General features: G+C 50.6%; 12 protein-coding genes. 8 read left to right on the top strand and 4 right to left on the bottom strand.

Annotated features, from left to right (window positions below; all coding sequences use genetic code 11):
- Positions 1–8 precede the first annotated feature (8 nt).
- The 3 genes from BM030_RS00390 to uvrB form a co-directional block, all read right to left on the bottom strand.
- A complete protein-coding gene (locus BM030_RS00390) occupies positions 9–2,243 on the bottom strand; it encodes a glycosyltransferase (protein WP_090969981.1) in 2,235 nt (744 codons plus the stop codon).
- 21 nt (positions 2,244–2,264) lie between these two features.
- Positions 2,265–3,143: a WaaS/CpsH family glycosyltransferase gene (locus tag BM030_RS00385; protein WP_139215768.1), complete on the bottom strand. Its 879-nt coding sequence runs from the start codon at positions 3,141–3,143 to the stop codon at positions 2,265–2,267.
- 372 nt (positions 3,144–3,515) lie between these two features.
- Complete coding sequence (uvrB, locus tag BM030_RS00380; protein ID WP_090969977.1) at positions 3,516–5,567, bottom strand: excinuclease ABC subunit UvrB; 2,052 nt, start codon at positions 5,565–5,567, stop codon at positions 3,516–3,518.
- A 122-nt stretch (positions 5,568–5,689) separates the two neighbouring features.
- Between uvrB and upp the strand changes: the two genes are divergently transcribed.
- Positions 5,690–6,334 (top strand): uracil phosphoribosyltransferase, encoded by a 645-nt coding sequence (gene upp / locus BM030_RS00375; RefSeq protein ID WP_090970882.1) that lies wholly within the window; start codon positions 5,690–5,692, stop codon positions 6,332–6,334.
- Positions 6,335–6,464: 130 nt separating this feature from the next.
- On the top strand, positions 6,465–6,938 hold the full coding sequence (locus tag BM030_RS00370) for a ribonuclease H-like YkuK family protein (protein ID WP_090969975.1): 474 nt from the start codon (positions 6,465–6,467) through the stop codon (positions 6,936–6,938).
- Between the two features lie 17 nt (positions 6,939–6,955).
- On the opposite strand, the gene BM030_RS00365 is transcribed toward BM030_RS00370, so the two are convergent.
- Positions 6,956–9,223: a glycoside hydrolase family 20 protein gene (locus BM030_RS00365; RefSeq protein WP_090969972.1), complete on the bottom strand. Its 2,268-nt coding sequence runs from the start codon at positions 9,221–9,223 to the stop codon at positions 6,956–6,958.
- 87 nt (positions 9,224–9,310) lie between these two features.
- On the opposite strand from BM030_RS00365, the gene BM030_RS00360 reads away from it, so the two are divergent.
- From BM030_RS00360 to lipA, 6 genes are all read left to right on the top strand, one after another.
- Positions 9,311–12,241 (top strand): helix-turn-helix and ligand-binding sensor domain-containing protein, encoded by a 2,931-nt coding sequence (locus tag BM030_RS00360; protein WP_244518573.1) that lies wholly within the window; start codon positions 9,311–9,313, stop codon positions 12,239–12,241.
- A gap of 226 nt (positions 12,242–12,467) precedes the next feature.
- Positions 12,468–15,590 carry a SusC/RagA family TonB-linked outer membrane protein gene (locus BM030_RS00355; RefSeq protein WP_211657479.1) on the top strand — a complete coding sequence of 1,041 codons (3,123 nt, stop codon included), beginning with the start codon at positions 12,468–12,470 and terminating at the stop codon, positions 15,588–15,590.
- A 13-nt stretch (positions 15,591–15,603) separates the two neighbouring features.
- Positions 15,604–17,127, top strand: a complete 1,524-nt coding sequence (locus tag BM030_RS00350) for a RagB/SusD family nutrient uptake outer membrane protein (RefSeq protein WP_090970874.1) — start codon at positions 15,604–15,606, stop codon at positions 17,125–17,127.
- A 29-nt stretch (positions 17,128–17,156) separates the two neighbouring features.
- Positions 17,157–18,086, top strand: coding sequence for a hypothetical protein (locus BM030_RS00345; RefSeq protein ID WP_139215767.1), 930 nt, complete (start codon positions 17,157–17,159; stop codon positions 18,084–18,086).
- A 38-nt stretch (positions 18,087–18,124) separates the two neighbouring features.
- Complete coding sequence (locus BM030_RS00340; protein ID WP_211657478.1) at positions 18,125–18,982, top strand: glycoside hydrolase family 16 protein; 858 nt, start codon at positions 18,125–18,127, stop codon at positions 18,980–18,982.
- 41 nt (positions 18,983–19,023) lie between these two features.
- Entirely contained in the window at positions 19,024–19,905 is an 882-nt protein-coding gene (gene lipA, locus BM030_RS00335) for a lipoyl synthase (protein WP_090969968.1), read from the top strand.
- Positions 19,906–19,948 lie beyond the last annotated feature (43 nt).

The following is a 19,948-nucleotide window of genomic DNA, read 5'->3' as shown; positions in this document are numbered from 1 at the left end:
CCATCATCTCAGCTACAATGCGCCCTACGGTTCATTTGTTGTACGCTATCCAATACATCGCTAAGCTTATGCATGACTGTGTCAGGCAAGTAAGGCTCCAATGCTTCCGCTCCACCTTTAGCGAGCTCAACCCATAACGCTTCATTTTCATAAAGCGCCAATATCGCATTGGCAAAATCGGGAGCTGTCTCAGCAAGCAAGTAGTTTTTCCCGACCTTGAGCCCCATTCCTTCAGCCCCAATATTAGTTGTCACAACGGGCAACCGATATTCAAAACTTTGACCGATCTTCCCTTTCATCCCCGCTCCGAAACGTAACGGTGCCGCAAACACCTTGCTTGACAGAAAGTAAGGAGATACGTCATCCAAATACCCAGGAACAAATACGTTCTTGGACTGCAACTTTAGAATTTCGGGCGGCGGTGCACTTCCCAATAAATACACGTTTATATCCGGCCGCTTCTGCCATACCAAAGGCATGATATCGTTGACCAGCCAACGTGCTGCGTCAATATTGGGTATATGGCGATACCCACCTATAAAGCAAATACCGCGCCTGTCGTGGAAGCCAGGGATCACCGTTTCGGAAAGACGATGAATATTTGGAATTACTGAAATATGTTTAATCCCATATTCATTCAGCAATCCTGCTTCTGTGGGCGTAATCGCTATAGCAGTGTCCGCAGATCGGATTAAGGATAACTCTTCCTGTTTGGCACGCAGCATTTTCTTCTCATCCGCTTTGCCTCCACCAACAACACGTAAGGCCCTTTCCTCCCGTAAAAAATGTAAATCTATCGTATCATTAATCCATGCAATACCGAGACGCTTGATTAATTTTCCGTATTTTCTGTTCATACTCGGCCGGCATATCCATGCAAGATCTATCATCGGAGCCAGCAAACGAAGTTCGTCGTCAAATGACTTTTTGAACGCAGGCCTGTGAAGCACCCAGACACCCATATTTATTAATACAGTACGGTAAGGCTCTTGCTCGAATTTTGAGTCAGCCAAAAAGATTACTTCATAGTTTAAGCGAAAGAACAGTTTGATTAATTCGAACATCCTTCTTGACCCCGAGTCCTGATCATAGGTAGGCAATGTTTCCTCAATGACGAGAATGGTTTTCCGGTTGCGTAACCATTTTCTGGCATTAACCAACAAGTTGTTGGAAGACGGAAACGTCCTGAAAACTGCGCCCCATTTTTCCAAAAACAGTGCCGCGTTACTAGACTGATAACGCTTTACATTATTACCGTTAGGCGTCTTGCCCGAACTGACCCCTTCAAAATGGATGACTTCGGCCAACGGTTGATACACGACTTTTTTGTTCAGTTGATATCGCACACGAAACGCGAGATCAGTATCTTCGTAGTAAGCCGGAGAGAACTTCTCGTCGAAACCATGCAAAGTTTCTAAATCCGCCCTGGGCAAGACGATACAGGCGCCGGAACAATAGTCCGTTTCGCGTAGATAAATATAGTAAGGGTGATTCGGGTCGCTAAACCTACCGAAATTTGCCGGCTGCCCTTCGTAATCCACAATACCCCCAGCCTCTTGCAGAAGTCCATAAGGATAAACTAATCTGGCCCCTACTAAACCCGTTCCCTCCACAGTTCGAAACGGAACCAGCAAGTTATACAGCCAGCCGGGCCGCACTTGCACATCATTATTAAGAAAGCAAACATATGCGCCCTTCGCATAACGCAACGCCTTATTGCATGATCTGAGAAAGCCTATATTAGTTTCATTGTTCAAAACCCTCAAATTTTTGATGGACGCTAATATTTCAGAAGTGTCATCGGTCGAGCAATCGTTAACGACCAACACTTCATAGCTTACGTTTTGAGTATGATGATATACCGTTTGTATACAGTTATACGTATAGGCGATGTGATTATATGCACAGACAATAATACTCACGTGTGGATCATCCCATACCGGAAGAGAAAAAGATCGGTAGTTAGTAGTCAACGGAAGCAATTCGCGTATCTCAAATTTGTTGACACCTATTAATCGCATCCAAAACTCATATAATGTTCTGTTCCGATAATTAAGGTAGAAACTTTTATTAAAGCGAAACAGACAAAGGATCACCAGAAAAAGTCTCGCCGCAACAAGAAACGAAATCTTAAAAATGGGAACCGGTTGTCCTCGTTCTTTGTGGCTATAATAAATACGTGAAATAATAAGACAGACACTATGACTTTTATTGTCAATCCATCGGGTCAATTTATTACCCATCTTACTTACGTACCGCGGTGATTAACATGGTATAGAAAGCCGGGCATACTCGCCTTCATCCAATGCATATTGAAGCCAGTTCCGGAAACTGTATTTTTCCTTAATTTCTGATGAAAGCGGCACCTGAGGCCGTTGCACAAAGTCGTAAAACTCGTTAGGGTTTCGGTTTTCGTCCCACACAAAAATATTATCCGGGTGATAAAAGTCATACCCTGTAACTCGTGGATTGGTCGTTACCACCTTTTTATCAAAGCGCATCGCTTCAAAAAAACGGAACGAAAGGCCATCGTGGTCCGGATTGACCAAATCCAAAACAATTTTCGTATTATAAGTATACCGGATGTTTAAGCCGTAGTCTATCGGGCTATTTGTAGTGCGTAAATCATACGACGGCAGGTAGCGTGCCTTTCTATGATACAGCATATACTTGGTATCGAGTCCAAACGATCTGAAATCCAAGATAATCTGCCCTAATTTATCGATACGGGACTTTGAATAAGAACCCGCATAAAACACATCGGACTGTAATTTTTCGTCATACAAATCTTCTCCCAGTGTCAATGGGTAATAATTGGTGATTGGCAGCACCGATGGCACGGTAAGGTCATTCCCGTCGAAAACAAAGAAGCGATCAAACAAACTAATGTAATCATACACCCTTGGGAAACGGCTTAAGCCGTCCCATTGATAGGCAATTAATTTTCGGGTCTTCCCCCGTAATGTCTTAATAAAACTTATCGGGTAAACGTCCGGCCTGATGATTAATGCGTAATCAGCAGCCTGCACTTGTTCCAATGCCGTCTCAAGGCCTTGCTTACTCGCATCAAAATTTATCTTTGTTTTATAATCTCTTATCCCTAAGAAATCCCTGCACAAGAAACATTCTATCCGTTGGATCATGTGCTTGTAACGAAATTGGTTATTATGAAACGATATATTGATCGTATTTAACCCTAAATTTCTCAATTCAGTTTCAATTACCCGATCTAAATTATAGTGCTTGGGAGCTCCTAAAATAATAGTTTTCCCGCTAAATAAAGTCATTCAGTTAATGTTATGTCACTACTTGCTGCACCACCCATCAATTCGCGTGCCTGCTTTTTAACTTTTTCTTAACATGAAACGAAAATCGCCGAGACAACGCTACTCTTCCTGAAAAATTTCATAGGTGCACTGCACAAAAGTAACGAATTCAGGTTGATATTTCGCGGCCCGGCATTTTTTGGTTTATTATCGGTGGGGAATCTGCACAACTCGTTACACAACTTGTGGCTACGGATTGCCAAACTGTTCCGCATAAGCCTTCTCCAGTGCAAACATCTCGTCGCGCAGTTTGGCGGCCTGCAGGAAATCCATCTCCTTGGCCGCCTTCTCCATGTCTTTGCGCACCTTGTCAATCGCCTGCTTCAACTGCGGCTTGCTCATGTAAGGCAACAAGGGGTCTGCCGCTACGCTATTGGACAGCTCAGGTTCAACATATACCTTCGCCTCGCCACGTTTGCCGTCCACACCGCGGAAATCAGCCACGGAGGTCTGTTCCAGGATGGCCTCGCGCGACTTGCCCACCGTACGCGGCACAATACCATGTTCCTCGTTATAACGGATTTGCTTTTCCCTGCGGCGGTTGGTTTCATCAATTGTAACCCGCATGCTTTCCGTAATGGTGTCGGCATACATAATCACCCGCCCCCTGTCGTTCCGCGCAGCACGGCCGATGGTCTGGATAAGTGACCGCTCCGAGCGGAGGAATCCTTCTTTATCCGCATCGAGGATGGCAACCAGCGTCACCTCCGGCAGGTCCAGCCCCTCGCGAAGCAGGTTGATGCCCACCAGCACATCAAACTCGCCCAGGCGCAGGCCGCGGAGAATTTCTACCCGTTCCAAGGTCTTGATTTCTGAATGGATATACCGCACGCGGATGCCCAATTTGGCCATGTATTTCGTCAGCTCCTCGGCCATCCGTTTGGTAAGCGTGGTCACAAGCACCCTGCCCCCTTCCTTGGTTACGCGATCCACCTCATCCAACAGGTCGTCCACCTGGTTGATTACCGGGCGTATTTCAATCATCGGATCCAGCAGTCCGGTGGGCCGTATCACCTGCTCCACCACCACACCACCGGTCTGCTGCAATTCATAATCGCCCGGTGTGGCACTCACATAGATGGTTTGTCCCACCAGCGATTCAAACTCAGGAAAATTCAACGGGCGGTTGTCCAGTGCCGCAGGTAGTCGGAACCCATACTCCACCAACGACAGTTTACGCGATCGGTCGCCCCCGTACATCGCCCGTATCTGGGGGATGGTCACGTGGCTTTCATCAATAACCATCAGGTAGTCGTCCGGAAAATAGTCCAGCAAACAGAACGGACGCATGCCGGGCTGGCGACCGTCAAAAAACCGCGAATAGTTTTCAATGCCGCTGCAATACCCCAGCTCCCGCATCATTTCCAAATCATAGTTTACCCGCTCTTCCAGCCGTTTCGCTTCCAGCGGCTTGCCTTCGCCGAGCAATTGTTCTTTGCGGAGTTCCAGTTCTTCGCCGATGGCCCATAACGACTGCGTGAATTTTTCACGGGGAGTCACAAACAGGTTGGCCGGATACAATGCCAGGGTTTCCATCTTTTCCAGCGTTTTCCCCGAAATCGGATCAATAACACTAAGCTCGTCAATTTCATCACCAAAGAACGAAATACGGTAAGCTTCGTCCATATATGCGGGGAATATATCCACCGTATCGCCTTTTACGCGGAATGTACCGCGTTTGAAATCTGCCGTGGTACGAGCATACAGAATTTCCACCAACCGGTGCAGGAAAGCATTACGGCTAATTACCGTGCCCACCCCGAAGCGGAATACCGAACGTGAAAAATCCTCCGGATTGCCCATACCGTAAATACACGACACCGAAGATACCACGATAACATCGCGACGGCCCGACATCAATGCCGAAGTTGTCCGCAAACGCAGCTTTTCGATTTCATCATTGATGGCCAAATCCTTCTCGATATAGGTATTTGTCGTCGCGATATAGGCTTCCGGCTGGTAATAGTCGTAATACGAGACAAAATAATTGACCGCATTCTCGGGGAAAAACTGCTTGAACTCACCGTAAAGCTGGGCCGCCAAGGTTTTATTATGGCTCAGGACCAAGGTGGGGCGCTGCGTCTGTTCAATGACGTTGGCGATGGTAAACGTCTTTCCCGATCCGGTAACGCCCAACAAGGTCTGGTACTTTTCGCCTGTATTAACCCCCTCAACCAATTGACGGATAGCCTCCGGCTGATCGCCTGTAGGTGTATATGCCGACGTGAGTTTAAACTTCATGAGATGACTTTAAAACCAAGGAAAACCCCGATTGTTTTAGCGCAAGAGGGCAAAGATACGAAAAACCCCGGACGGCAGGAAGGATGGTTGAATATCCCGCGGAATTTGCTTATGTTTGAATGATGGTGAACGTATTGACCAAACAAAACAGTGTGGCCAACCACTTCCTTGCCGAATTGCGCAACGTGGAAGTACAGCAGGATCGCATGCGCTTCCGCCGCAACATGGAGCGTTTGGGCGAAATCTTCGCCTATGAAATCAGTAAGACGTTAACCTACGAGCCCCTGGAAGTTGAAACGCCCTTGGGCATTGCCGAAACCGAGCTTATCACTGAGCAACCCGTATTGGCGGTCGTCCTCCGGGCCGGTATCCCAATGCATCAGGGCATGCTCAATGTGTTTGACCAGGCAGAATGTGCATTCATCGGTGCATACCGCAAGACCAAGAAAAGCGGGGTGTTTGAGATCCGCAAGGAATATGTAAGCACCGTTAACCTTGACGGCCGGACCGTGATTCTGATTGACCCGATGCTGGCCACCGGACGTACGGTCGTACTCACCTGCAAGGAACTGCTGGACGATTTCCAGATTAAACACTTGCATATTGTGTCTGCTATCGCCAGTGAAGAAGGCATCGCACACGTTCGGGCGTTCCTTCCACAGGCAACGTTATGGACGGGCGCCATAGACAGCGAACTTACCAGCAAAGCGTTTATTGTACCCGGATTGGGCGATGCCGGGGATTTGGCTTACGGAACGAAGGATTAGCCCGCGTGTTGAAAACGATGTGAATGTTAATAAAAACTTCACAATAAGTTATTGGTAATAAGCCGCTTTTATCGATAACTTTATATCGCATTCAATTGTGTTCTTTTCCGTATCTGTTAATCCCATCCTTATGACTTGGAAAAAATTCAGTGGCGAGCCCATCCGCCAACCCATTCTGGACGAAGTATCCTCCACCATTGCCCGTGAAGACGCCTTGGGCAATAAACTTAAAGTCTGCATCGGCACTGACTCGCAGGTGAAAGGCGCTGTTACCGAATTCGCCACGGTCATCGTATTCGTCCGTGAGAAAAAAGGCGGCTTCATGTATATCCATCAAGACCGCACCGTCCAGAAGATGAGCATCAAGGAACGCATGCTTGCAGAAGTGCAGCGCTCCATTGAAACAGCTTACTCCCTCTGCGACCTGTTGGATCGCTATGACGTGGACCTCGAGGTGCACGCGGACATTAACACCAACCCGATGTTTAAATCCAACCAAGCGTTGCACGATGCTATGGGTTACATTCTCAGCATGGGGTTTGTGTTCAAGGCTAAACCCGAAGCGTTTGCCAGTTCCGCCTGCGCCAACAAAGTGGTACAGTAAATTGCTTTGCTAACCTGTTAATATACCACTAACTCATCGGCAAGCAGCCGTTCACCGTGAACACGGGTGGCTACAATGCGGATATATCTTGCCGTTTGAGGCTTATCAAAGCGGAACTCATAGGCCTTAACTTCGCTGTAGCCTGTTGATGGCTGGGCTCCGCCTTTTACTACCCCCACCTCCCGGAAATTCTTGCCATTATCTGAAACCAAGACCGTCACTTCGCCGGGCAGACAGGCTTCCGCCGACGGAGCATGCAAAAAATTGATGGCGATGGAGGTCACCGGCTCCCTACGTTCAAAATCCAAAACAACATCCACATTACCCTTAAAGCCTTGCCATTGTCCATCATCCGGATACTGGCTACCCTTCCGTCCATTAACCAGCGCGTCCGACTTTGTTGCCGCGTAGGCGGTATCCCAAGGGGTTTGGTAAGTGAGGGTCTTTCCTATGGCTTTATGGATGTCGGCTTTAGCCATGGCCACCGGGCCGGCACGGCCCGAATCGACAAAGTAGGCCGCCTTGACCGTGGCCGGCACCGCCAATTCAATGGGCTTGGTATACAGTGCCGACTGTGCGTTGGGCTCTTCCCCATCCGTGGTATAGCGGATGCCCGGCTCAAACTGTTCAGTCGTCATCGAAATGGTGTTGGTAAGCGTATCGGCATTGAAATCAACAGCAATATTTACAGCATAAGACGGACGGCAGTAATTTACCTTCCAGCGTTGCAGCAAACGGTAATGGCGCCGTAGCCGCTCCGAAAAACTTTTCCAGTCGCGCTGCGATGGATCGGACCACACCACTTCCGCCAACGCCAACGCCCGGGGAAACGTCATATATTCCACGTGTTCCGTCGTAGGCATGTATTCCGTCCAAACATTGCCCTGCGCACCCAGCACATGTTTGGCTTTATCCTTTTCAATCCCCTCAGAAACGGGTTCGTATGCATACACCTGTTGTAACGGGATATATCCGCCTATAGCTTCCGGCTGCGAACGCGGGTCTTGCTGGTAGTAGTCAAAATAAAGGTGGGTATTCGGTGTCATAATGATATCGTGGCCCGCGTTGGCGGCGTTTATACCGCCTTCTTCACCGCGCCAGCTCATCACGGTGGCCCCTTTAGGCAATCCGCCCGCCATGATTTCATCCCAACCGATAAGTTTGCGCCCGCGCGATGTTAGGTAGCCATTGATACGCTCAACTGCGTAGCGTTGCAATTCATCCACATCTTTCAATCCCTCTTTTTCCATTAATGCCTTGCATTTAGGGCAAGCTGCCCAGGCTGCTTTATTTACTTCGTCGCCGCCGATATGAATGTATTCCGAGGGAAAGATATCCAATACTTCGTCCAATACGTGGGTGAGAAACGCAAAGGTCTCCTCGTTGCCCACACAAAACTCAGCATGGCGGTATGGCTGTCCGGTGCAGGAAAGCTGCGGATAAACGGCCAACACGGCGTCAGAGTGCCCCGGCATTTCGATTTCAGGGATGACAGTGACACCTTTCCGTGCAGCGTAAGCAACCAGCTCTCGCGCCTCTTCCTGCGTATAATATCCGCCGCTGGCGTTCGGGTGGCCGGCTTGCAGGTAACGCCTGCCATACTGGTTCCAATCTTTCCAATTAGCGTGGGTACGCCAGGCGGCCTTCTCCGTGAGTTCAGGATAACGTTTGATTTCCAGCCGCCACCCTGGTCCGTCCGTAAGGTGCCAATGGAACCTGTTGAATTTATACAGCGCCATGAGGTCGACAAACTTCTTAAGGAAAGGCAGCGGATAATAGTGCCGGGCCACATCAAGGTGCAGCCCCCGGTACCCGAAGCGGGGTCTATCCTCTATATGCATGGCGGGCAATTCGCGATCGTTTGGCAGCGTGTAGGCCAATTGCAACAGGGTTAATATCCCGTTGACCATCGCCGGTGCATGATGGGCGGTCAATACAATGCCGCTGGTGTCAACCACCAGACGGTAGCCATCGGCCGGTAATTTATCCGCGTCACGGGCCTGTACAAGGCGCACTCCGGTTTCCGGTAGCCGCCTGTGCGATCGTATCCGCTGTACTTCCAGGAAGTGTGCCGATGGGTGATCGGTTAGGAGTGACGCCGCTTCCACAAACGGCTCGAATGCATAGACGGGAGTAGCTGCAGGAAACACATATTTCCCTTCGCGAAGCTCCAATACGTTGGGTTGGGGAATGATGGCTACCTCATCCTGGGCAAAAGCGGGTACTACCCAGACGGACGGCATGACCAAGAAACCCAACATGAGCCGGAGAGCATATTGAGCCATATCACTGTTTGTTTTATGATGTATCTGTTACAAACCTACTCAAAATGCTTAAATTATACAATTATCGTTACATTTGCTTGCAGTGAGATGACCAATTGCCGCCAGTTCATGATCCTGCATAAAAATCCTACCCGCCCCTTACTCCTGCTGTATTGCTGTATGCTGCTGGGGGCAACGTCCCTCGCTCAACATCGGGTGGCCATTCCCCAAATTATTAATTATAATAACGACCAGTACAGGGGTGGGTTGCAGAATTGGGAAGCCGCTCAAGATACCCACGGTATCATGTATTTCGGCAACAACGAAGGGTTGCTTACCTTCAATGGCCGGTATTGGAATATTTACCCCTTACCAAACGCCACTGTAGTGCGCTCCATTGCCATAGACGCACATAACCGTGTGTATGTCGGCGGGCAGGATGAACTGGGATATTTTGAGACGGACAGTATTGGCATACTCCGTTATCATTCGCTGGTTCATTTAATTCCGCCACAAGAGCGGCAGTTTGCGGATGTCTGGGATATCGCCATTATGGATAGCCACATTTTTTTCAGAACCAACACCAAATTACTGCATTATAAAGATGGACAAATCAAGGTTGACAAACCTATTGTTGAATGGAAATTCATGGGTGCAGCTGAAGGATACGTGTATGCCCAAGCACAGCAACAAGGCATCCTGCGATATGAAAACGGCTTTTGGAAACCTGTAGCCCGGCATCCTGACCTTGACCATGCCACGATAACCGCCATAATGCCCTACGGCAAGGACACCCTGTTGGTGGCTACGCTGAAGCATGGCCTGTTTTTCCTTACGGACCACAGGCTCATCGCCAAGCGTACTCCACTGGATGAAGTTTTCGCCATCGATCGGATTTATGCCGGCCGGCCTTTGAATGCCGATTGGTTCGTATTCGGCACCACCTCAGCGGGCATACTGATTGTGGATAAACAGGGCAACCTGGTGCAGCAATATGTATATGGCGAAGGGCTTCAGAATAACAACATCCGTAATGTCTTCATCGACCGGAATCAAAATCTGTGGTTAGCACTGGACGACGGCATTGATTTCATCGGCATTAACCGCGCCATCAAATACATCCAGCCCAACAAGACCAATCCGGTAAGTACCTACGCCATCCAGTTGCATGGCGGGCGCTTGTATATCGGCACATCTAACGGTCTATACACCACGCCCATTGATGCGAAATGGCGCGACTTGAGCCTTTCAACCGCCGCTTTTTCAGAAGTACCCCACACCGAAGGCCAAGTTTGGAACCTCACGGAAATCAACGGGCGGCTCTTGATGGGGCATGAAGACGGTGCATTTGACGTAGCGGGCACCACCGCGCGCCGGATTTACGCCGTTCCGGGCACCTGGATGTTCCAGCCGGTATCGCGCGTGTTTCCTTCGCAAAAAATCATTGCAGGCACTTACCTCGGTTTGCAACACCTGACGTTCAGCAATGGAACGTTTTATGACGGTGGGCGAACAGACGGCCCCTATGAGTCGCTGCGTTTTATCCATTACGATGATAATGAGCACGCCATATGGGCATCCCATCCCTATCGCGGTGTGTTCAAACTTTTCCTTTCTGATGACATGGGCAGCGTAACCGACCAAAAAATATATACGGATAAAGACGGCTTGCCCTCGGCCCTATATAACCACCTATTCCTGATTAAAAACAAAATCAGCGTGGCCACCATTGACGGCATTTATGAATACGATGCAGCAGCAAACCGCTTTGTGCCTTCTTCCTTGTTCCACCAGCAACTCCAAGGTGTTCCCATCCAGTACCTCAAAGAAGACCAGGAGGGCAATGTATGGTTTACCAGCCATAAGAAATTGGGCGTAATCGATTTCGGGCAATCAAATACCAAAACCCCGTTTACCGTTACATATTTTCCTGAACTGAACGGCAAACTGCTCGGCGGGTTCGAAAGCATCTATCCGTTGAATGACGAAAACATTCTCATTGGGGCTAATAAAGGCGCTATACACCTCAACTATAAGCGATATAAGGAAGACATCAGCAAACCCGATGTATTGCTCAATCTCGTTAAGGTAATAGACCGTGAAAAAAAAGAGCACATACTGTTCGGCGGCCATCTTCCTCCTGAAATTAAATCACAACGGCTCCATTATCAATCTAATTCGTTCCATTTTTCTTTTTCCAGCACGTTATACGATCAACAAAGCAATGTAGAATTCAGTTACTTGTTGGACGGGATAGATAAAGCTTGGTCAGGTTGGAGCAACCGGAGCGAAAAAGAGTATACCAACCTCCCTCCCGGCCAATACGTCTTCAACGTAAAATCCAGAAACAGTAACGGCAACGAGTCTACTGTACGCAAATACCCTTTTTTCATCGCTCCGCCCTGGTACGCCAATCCGGTGAGTTATACGGTTTATGTTATCCTAACCGCAGTGCTTATTTACCTGTTATTCAAGTGGCAGAAAAAGAAGCTCCAACGGAAGCATCAACATCAGTTGTATCTGAGCCAACTGGAACTTGACCGGAGCGAGAAGGAAGTCGTCCGGCTGCGGAATGAAAAACTGGAGGCAGAAATAGCATTCAAAAATAAAGAATTGGCTAATATGACCATGCACCTCATTCAACGAGGCGAAGCATTGGCTAAAATCAAAGAAACCATATTGGCAGTCATCAAGAAACACCATTTCAACGACAGCACCATTAATTTCCGGCAGCTAATCCGGCTTATCCGATCTGCAGAGCGCGCCGATGAAGACTGGGAGCAGTTCAGCAAACATTTTAACCACGTCAACGAGGGCTTCTTTACCACGCTTAAGGAAGAATATCCCGAGCTTACGCCGAATGAACTGAAACTATGTGCCTTCCTGCACATGAACCTATCTTCTAAAGAAATTGCGCAATTAATGAATATTACCATCAAAGCGGTAGAGGTGGGTCGCTATCGGCTTCGCAAAAAATTGAAGCTCAATCCCGAGCAAAACCTCTATGAATTCCTATTGCAATTCACCAAAAAACAATAAAATCGTTATCCATTTAAAACCAATATGTTATAACTTACGTGTAGTGGTCATGTAGGTGTATTATAGGTGCATTACCATTATCCCTTTGGTTTTGTAGGGGAGATGTAGATGGCCTGAAAACACGTTTTTCCGACCAATCCTTATAGCTTTGTTCAATGCTTCATCGCGTCTTGATGCGTTAAAAGCGTAGAACCAATTTTTTTAACCCTATTAATAAATTGCCATTATGAAAAAAGGAGCTTTACATGCATTCGTGATGCTGTGTATGTACCTCTCGCCGTTTACACTTGCTGCCCAGTCGTTGCAGGTAACGGGAAAGGTCACCGCAGCAAAGGATGGCAGTAGTCTGCCGGGCGTTACGGTGACGGTAGAGGGCACAACCATTGCGACCAGCACCAACGACTTAGGACATTACACCATCACGGTACCCGGTGCCGGATCGGTATTGGTCTTTACACAGTTGGGCATGGCTACCCAACACCGGGTGATCAATGAAAGTGGCACCATCAATGTAGCGTTGGACGAAGACACAGGCACACTCGATGAAGTCGTCGTTGTGGGTTACGGCACGCAAAAGAAAAGCGTGGTCACCGGTGCTATCAGCAGCGTGAAGGCGGCCGACCTGGAAACCATGCCGGTATACCGGGTTGAGCAGGCGCTACAAGGCAGAACTTCCGGCCTCACCATTGCTTCTAACTCAGGACAGCCGGGATCAGCCGCCACCGTCCGCGTCCGCGGCATCACCACGTTCGGCAACAACAACCCCCTCTGGGTGGTAGACGGTGTGGTGGTTGACGCAGGTGGCATCGGCTACCTCAACCAGTCGGACATCGAATCCATTGAAGTGCTCAAAGATGCCGCTTCGCAAGCCATCTACGGCGCCCGCGCGGCCGCGGGCGTTATTCTGATCACCACTAAAAAAGGCCAGGCAGGCGCAATACGGATGAACTACAACGCGTTCTACGGCACATCTGCCCCAGCGAGAAAACTGAGCCTGCTCAACGCCACCGAATACGCCACGTTGCGTAACGAGGCGTCCCTGGCCGCCGGAAACGGCATCGTATTCAACGACCCCCAAGCGCTGGGTGAAGGAACCGACTGGCAGTCGCACCTGTTTAACAACAATGCGCAGCGCCATAACCATGAGTTCAGCGTCAGCGGTGGCAATGAGCGTTCAACGTTTTACGCCTCTTTCGGTTATTGGGATCAAGAAGGCATTGTGGCCACGGATATTTCGCGGTACAACCGCACGAACATCCGGCTCAACTCCGAGCATCGCATCGCCAAATGGCTCACGATCGGACAGAACCTGGGATACGCAAGGGACAAGTCAGTGGGTATCGGCAACACGAACAGCGAATACGGTGGCCCGCTCAGCTCAGCGATTCACCTCGATCCCCTAACTCCCGCCATCGTTACCGATCCGGAAGCAGCCGCGGATGGCCTCTATACCGACAATCCTGTGGTCCGCGATGCCAACGGCCGTCCCTATGGCATATCGCGCCGCGTCACCCAAGAAATGGTGAACCCATTGGCCTATATCGCCACCCGGCTCGGAAATCACGGATGGTCTGATAACATCATCGGAAACGTCTATACCGAAATCAAACCCATTGAAGGGCTGACCATCCGGTCAACCTTCGGCGCAAAACTATCATATTGGGGTTCGGAGACCTTCCGCCCGATTTATTATGTAAGCACCAACACCGCCCAAAACAGCACGCAGACCAACTTTACCCGCGGCATGAACAGTGGGTTCGACTGGAACCTGGAAAACACCATCGCTTATACGAAAAACCTCAGCGACCACAACTTTACCGTACTGTTGGGGCAAGGGGCTTATCTGGATAACCGGGCCAGAGGCCTCAGCGTGGGGTATGACAACATTCCTGCCACGAACTTTGAAGACGCATCGCTCAATTTCAATGTGCCGCCCGACCAACGGATAGCGTCCGGCTCTGAAGCACCGGGCCATGCGGTCAGTTCACTGTTTGCGCGTATAAACTACAACTACCAAGAACGTTATATTGTAGAGGCTTTAGTAAGAAGAGACGGTTCATCCCGGTTTGGCACGAACAATCGCTACGGTGTCTTCCCCTCGTTCTCCCTGGGGTGGAATGTCACTAACGAGACCTTTTTTCCGAAGAACGACATTGTCAATCTGCTGAAAATCCGCGGTGGGTACGGCGTTGTAGGGAATGACAACATCGGCGATTTCGCCTACATGTCTACCATCGGCAGCGGCCGGAATTACGCCATCGGCACATCGGGCAGCTACTTCGTGGGGTACAGTCCCAATGCGCCGGCGAACCCCGACCTCCGCTGGGAGGAAACCAGCCAAACCAATATCGGTTTCGATGCTGTTTTCCTCGGTAACTTCACCGCCACGTTCGACTGGTACCAGAAAATTACCACCGGGATTCTGCAAAACCCGCGCATTCCCGGCTATGTAGGCGCCATTTCCAATCCGGCAGCCAACGTCGCCGACATGAAGAACAGCGGGGTGGAACTGGAGCTCGGGTATTCCAACAAACTGGGGCAGGTAGATTTCTCCCTCGCGGGCAATGCGTCTTACATGCAGAACGAGGTTACAAACTTAGGGCCGAATATCGGTTTCCTATCCGGAGGTGAAGGATTCCAGGCGTCTACCTATCCCATCACCCGTACCACCATCGGGCAACCCTTTAATTCCTTCTTCGGCTTCAGAACACTCGGCGTGTTCCAGACGGAAGAAGAAGTGAACCAATACCGCAACAGCGAAGGAACCATTATCCAGCCTAACGCCCGGCCGGGAGATTTCAAATGGGCCGATATAGACGACGATGGGCAAATCACGGAAAACGACCGGATGGTCATCGGCAATCCTACGCCAAGCTGGTCGTTCGGCTTCACGCTGAATGTTGCCTGGAATGGCTTTGACGCGGTCGTTTTTGGCCAGGGTGTCGCAGGCAATAAAATATTCCAGGGATTGAGGCGGCTGGAAATCGCAGCAGCCAATTACCAACGGGCGGCGCTGGGCCGATGGACCGGGCCGGGATCGACCAATTCCTACCCACGGCTTACCGACGACGATACCAACCGGAATTTCGGCAATCCTTCGAATTTCTATCTGGAAGACGGATCCTACTTCCGGTTTAAAACCGTACAGTTAGGCTATTCCCTCCCCAATGACATGACCCAGCGGATCGGACTCCAAAAAATCCGGATCTACCTGATGAGCGAAAACCTGCTGACGTTCACCCGGTATACGGGATACGACCCCGAAATCGGTGGAGGTGTGATGAGCATCGACCGCGGAATCTACCCGCAGGCGCGTTCTTTTATGATCGGACTGAATGTTGGATTTTAAGTTGAAAACAACCATGAAAAAATATAGCAATCATCTTTTTCTGCTCGCCGTGACCGTGGCAGCCGGTGCGTGCAGCGATTCGTTCCTGGACATTAAACCCCGGGGCACGGATTTGGAAGCCAATTACTACCAGAACCAGCAAGAGGCCTTTAACGGGTTAGTAGCCATCTATGACGTGGTCGGCTGGCAAAGCGCCAACTATGTCTCCAAACTCACCTTTCTGATGCCTGCTTCTGACGACCATTATGCCGGTGGCGGTCCCGGCGGAACCGACCAGCCACAGCTTCAAGTGGTCTCGGACTATACACTCACACCAGACCTGGGGCCACAGGAAGAGTTATGGCGAAAAGGCTATTCCGGCATTTTCCGGGCTAACATCCTGTTGCAGAAATTGCCTGACATCCCTATGGATGAGGGCCTGAAAAGGAGATATACCGCAGAAGCAAAGGCATTGAGGGCCTATTTTTACTTTGATTTGGTGCGCTTCTTTAAAAACATTCCGCTGTTGACCGAACCCGTGCCTGCCGATCAAATGTACAACGTGCTGCAAGCGCCACCCGAAGACGTCTATGCCCGGATTGAGCAAGACCTTACCGAAGCCATTCCGGACCTCCCTCCCACCATTCCGGTGGCAACTGAAGGCGGGCGCCTCACACAGGGTGCAGCAAGGGCATTGCTGGGCCGCGTATACCTCCAACTGGAACGGTTTGAGCCGGCCGCGCAGCAACTGGCCGAAGTCAACGGCGAACCCGGCGGCACCAGTCAATACGGATACCGCCTGCTGGATAATTTCGGCGACCTCTTTGAAGTTGACAACAAATTCAACAGCGAGTCCATCTTTGAAATTTCACATACCAACACGTCCATCGGCGATTGGGCCTGCATTCCCTGTACCGAGGGCAACATCCTGAACATCATGTCGGGCCCACGGGGATATACCCCTAATCCCGGTGCGCCCGACTATGTTTCAGGCTGGGGCTTTTTCCCACTGACAACCAACCTGGTGGATCTTATGCGTGACGACCCGCGCTATCCGCACACGGTGGCCGACATGAACAGCCTGCTGGAAAACGGCATCATCGCCAATTACGAAAGCGGGCACATGAATACGGGCTATTTTATCGAAAAATATGCCGGGCGCGAAAAAGACCGGTGGACCGGAGCCGGAAGCCCGGAATTGAACTTTCCGCAGAACACCTACGAGATAAGGCTCGCCGACACCTATTTGATGGAAGCAGAAGCCTTGGTGCGCGGCGGCGGCAACATCACCCGCGCCGCGAATCTGCTGAATGCTGTGCGCGATCGGGTCGGCCTGGGTCCCGTGGCGGCAACCATGGACAACATCAAGCGCGAGCGTCGCATAGAGCTGGTGGGCGAAGGGCAACGCTGGTTTGACCTTATCCGTTGGGGCGACGCGCCCGCGGCTTTGGGATGGAAAGGATTTGTGGACGGCAAACACGAAATCTTACCCATACCGCTGTTGGAATTGGAAAACACTGCGCTTGAGCAAAGCCGCGAATGGGGAGGTACAAAATGATATTCATTGGCTTCAAACTTTTCAACAACATGAAAACCATAACATTGAAAAACGTCCATTATGGAATCAAGCTATTGGCCCTGCTGATAACTACCCATGCCTGCACCACTTCGGATAACGACCTTACATTGGGTGCGCTTCCTGCGGCTGACTTTGAGATCCAAGAAGGCAATGATGCCAATACGGTAATTTTAGTGAACCGGACATCAGAACCCTCTATTGCCTATTGGGAAGTGGAAACCACAGGGCAAAAACTGGAAGGCAACACCGCCACCCTTCGGCTCACCTTTGCCGGCACCTACAATATCACATTATTGGCGGTGGCCAAAGGAGGCACAGCTACGGTCACTAAACAGGTCACCATCGCCCAGAACGATCCAACCGCCTGTAATCCTGATCGGCTATTGGGCTTTATTGCAGGATGTACGCAAAAAGTATGGCGCATCAACCCAGAAGCCGGTGCATTTAAAGTAGGTGAAGGGCCTGACAATGGCAACTGGTGGTCGCTTGGCGCAGCCGATTTAACGCTCCGCGCCTGTGAATTCAATGACGAATTCACCTTTGTCTTTAACCCCGAAGGCACTTTTATCTATGATAACAAAGGTGATTTCTACGCAGACGGTTACCTGGGCAACGGTTCCAGCGGCTGCGAGCCGGCAAGTAACCTCACAGGCGACCAAGCCGCGTGGAACTCCGGAACGTTCAGCTTCACCGTCATAGAAGGCGGGGGTGTCAATGGCCTCGGCCAGCTGCGGCTAAACGGACGGGGCGCCCATATCGGCGTCAAAAAGGCGCACAATGGCGGCGAAACGAACACAGGCCCCGTAGGCAACACCATCACATATGATATCATAGCGATGGAACAGAACGTCAATGGCCAAGGGTACGATATCCTGAAAATCGGTGTAAACATCGGCGGCCCGGGCTGGTGGACGTATACGCTGCGTTCCGTCAATTAGGTTAATCAACGCTGAAAAAATAACGATTAAACATACTCATGAACATCAATCACATGTCGAACTTCATCTTCATTCCCCTGCTGCTCCTTGCTTGCAGCAAAGAGCCCAAGAAACCCAACATCCCCATGCCCCAGCCGCCCCAGCCCAAAGAATACACGTTTGCGGCCACACCTTCATGGGCAGACGAATTTGACTACGATGGGCTTCCCGATGAGTCGAAGTGGGGCTACGATGTGGGGTCGCAAAACAACGGCTGGGGCAATAACGAGCTGCAATATTACACAGAAAAACGACTGAATAATGCGCAGGTGGCTAACGGTGTACTGACCGTCACGGCCATCAAGGAAGAATACGAAGGCTTTGATTACACCTCTGCCCGCCTGGTAAGCCGCGGCAAGGCCGACTTTCTCTACGGCCGGTTCGAGGTAAGGGCCAAAGTGCCACCCGGCCGGGGCACATGGCCTGCCGTATGGATGCTTCCCACCGACTGGGCTTATGGTGGATGGCCCGCCTCCGGCGAAATAGATATCCTTGAACACGTAGGGCATGACCAAGACGTTGTGCACATCAGCGTACATACGCAGGCCTACAACCACGCCATCAATACGCACAAAACCGGTACCAGGAAAATCGAAAACGCTACTACCGAATTTCATCTTTACCGGGTGGATTGGACGCCCGACTATATCCGCGGGTTTGTAGATAACGTCAAAATATTTGACTTTCCCAACGAGCGCACCGGCTTCCAGGCCTGGCCCTTTGACAAACGGTTCCATTGGCTCATCAATATCGCTGTGGGTGGTAACTGGGGTGGTCAGCAAGGAGTAGATGAAGAAGCCTTCCCGGCCAGCATGGAGATCGACTACGTACGTGTGTATGACCTCATTGAAAATTAGTCACGCCACAAAATTCAATATTAATCGCTAACTTTGTGCCTATGATTGAACTCCCCGTCATCCCGGCACATCAATTGCAGCGCAAGCCCGATTGGCTGCGCGTAAAATTGCCCGTAGGCAAAGAATATCGGCACGTGCGCGGATTGGTTGATGAACACAAGCTTCATACCATCTGCGAGAGCGGCAATTGCCCGAACATGGGCGAGTGTTGGGGGGCCGGCACGGCCACCTTCATGATACTGGGCAACATCTGCACGCGCTCCTGTTCTTTCTGCGCGGTAGCCACGGGACGACCTTTGGCAGTCGACTGGGACGAGCCCAACCGGGTGGCCCAGTCGGTCAAGCTCATGGAGGTAAAGCATTGCGTAATCACTTCCGTAGATCGCGACGACCTCAAAGACGGAGGCTCCATCATCTGGGCCGAAACGGTCAACGCTATCCGCCGCGAAAGCCCCGGCACTACGCTGGAAACCCTGATTCCAGACTTCAAAGGCAACTGGGAAAACCTGGAACGCGTGCTCGCCGTACGCCCTGAAGTGGTATCGCACAATCTGGAAACCGTGCGCCGCCTCACGCGCGAAGTGCGGATACAAGCTAAATACGACCGCAGCCTGGAATGCCTGCGCCGTATCTCGGCAGCAGGACTGCGTACAAAATCCGGCATCATGCTCGGCTTTGGCGAAACCGAGGCTGATGTCATTGAAGCAATGACCGATCTTTACGAAGCCGGCGTGCACATCCTCACCCTCGGCCAATACCTGCAGCCCACCAAGGCGCACCATCCCGTGGTGGAGTGGATCACCCCCGATCAGTTCAAGTATTACCAAGAAATCGGGTTACGGATGGGCTTCAAATATGTCGAGAGTGGTCCGCTCGTCCGCTCGTCCTACCATGCCGAGAAGCATTTGTTTGATATGCAGTAGTACGTACTTCAGATCGTCCGGCTGGAACAAACATAGCGAACCG

It is taken from the genome of Parapedobacter composti (genome assembly GCF_900112315.1).
GTDB lineage: Bacteria > Bacteroidota > Bacteroidia > Sphingobacteriales > Sphingobacteriaceae > Parapedobacter > Parapedobacter composti.
The sequence above is the reverse complement of the archived record's forward strand: the minus strand, read 5'-3'. Positions and strand labels throughout refer to the sequence as shown.

What these genes read in the sequence shown, in the direction of transcription:
- BM030_RS00340 (WP_211657478.1), top strand. Translation starts at nt 18,125, where the DNA reads ATGAACATCAATCACATGTCGAACTTCATCTTCATTCCCCTGCTGCTC.
- BM030_RS00355 (WP_211657479.1), top strand. Translation starts at nt 12,468, where the DNA reads ATGAAAAAAGGAGCTTTACATGCATTCGTGATGCTGTGTATGTACCTC.
- lipA (WP_090969968.1), top strand. Translation starts at nt 19,024, where the DNA reads ATGATTGAACTCCCCGTCATCCCGGCACATCAATTGCAGCGCAAGCCC.
- BM030_RS00345 (WP_139215767.1), top strand. Translation starts at nt 17,157, where the DNA reads ATGAAAACCATAACATTGAAAAACGTCCATTATGGAATCAAGCTATTG.
- BM030_RS00390 (WP_090969981.1), bottom strand. Translation starts at nt 2,243, where the DNA reads ATGGGTAATAAATTGACCCGATGGATTGACAATAAAAGTCATAGTGTC.
- BM030_RS00365 (WP_090969972.1), bottom strand. Translation starts at nt 9,223, where the DNA reads ATGGCTCAATATGCTCTCCGGCTCATGTTGGGTTTCTTGGTCATGCCG.
- uvrB (WP_090969977.1), bottom strand. Translation starts at nt 5,567, where the DNA reads ATGAAGTTTAAACTCACGTCGGCATATACACCTACAGGCGATCAGCCG.
- BM030_RS00350 (WP_090970874.1), top strand. Translation starts at nt 15,604, where the DNA reads ATGAAAAAATATAGCAATCATCTTTTTCTGCTCGCCGTGACCGTGGCA.
- BM030_RS00385 (WP_139215768.1), bottom strand. Translation starts at nt 3,143, where the DNA reads ATGATCCAACGGATAGAATGTTTCTTGTGCAGGGATTTCTTAGGGATA.
- upp (WP_090970882.1), top strand. Translation starts at nt 5,690, where the DNA reads ATGGTGAACGTATTGACCAAACAAAACAGTGTGGCCAACCACTTCCTT.
- BM030_RS00370 (WP_090969975.1), top strand. Translation starts at nt 6,465, where the DNA reads ATGACTTGGAAAAAATTCAGTGGCGAGCCCATCCGCCAACCCATTCTG.
- BM030_RS00360 (WP_244518573.1), top strand. Translation starts at nt 9,311, where the DNA reads ATGACCAATTGCCGCCAGTTCATGATCCTGCATAAAAATCCTACCCGC.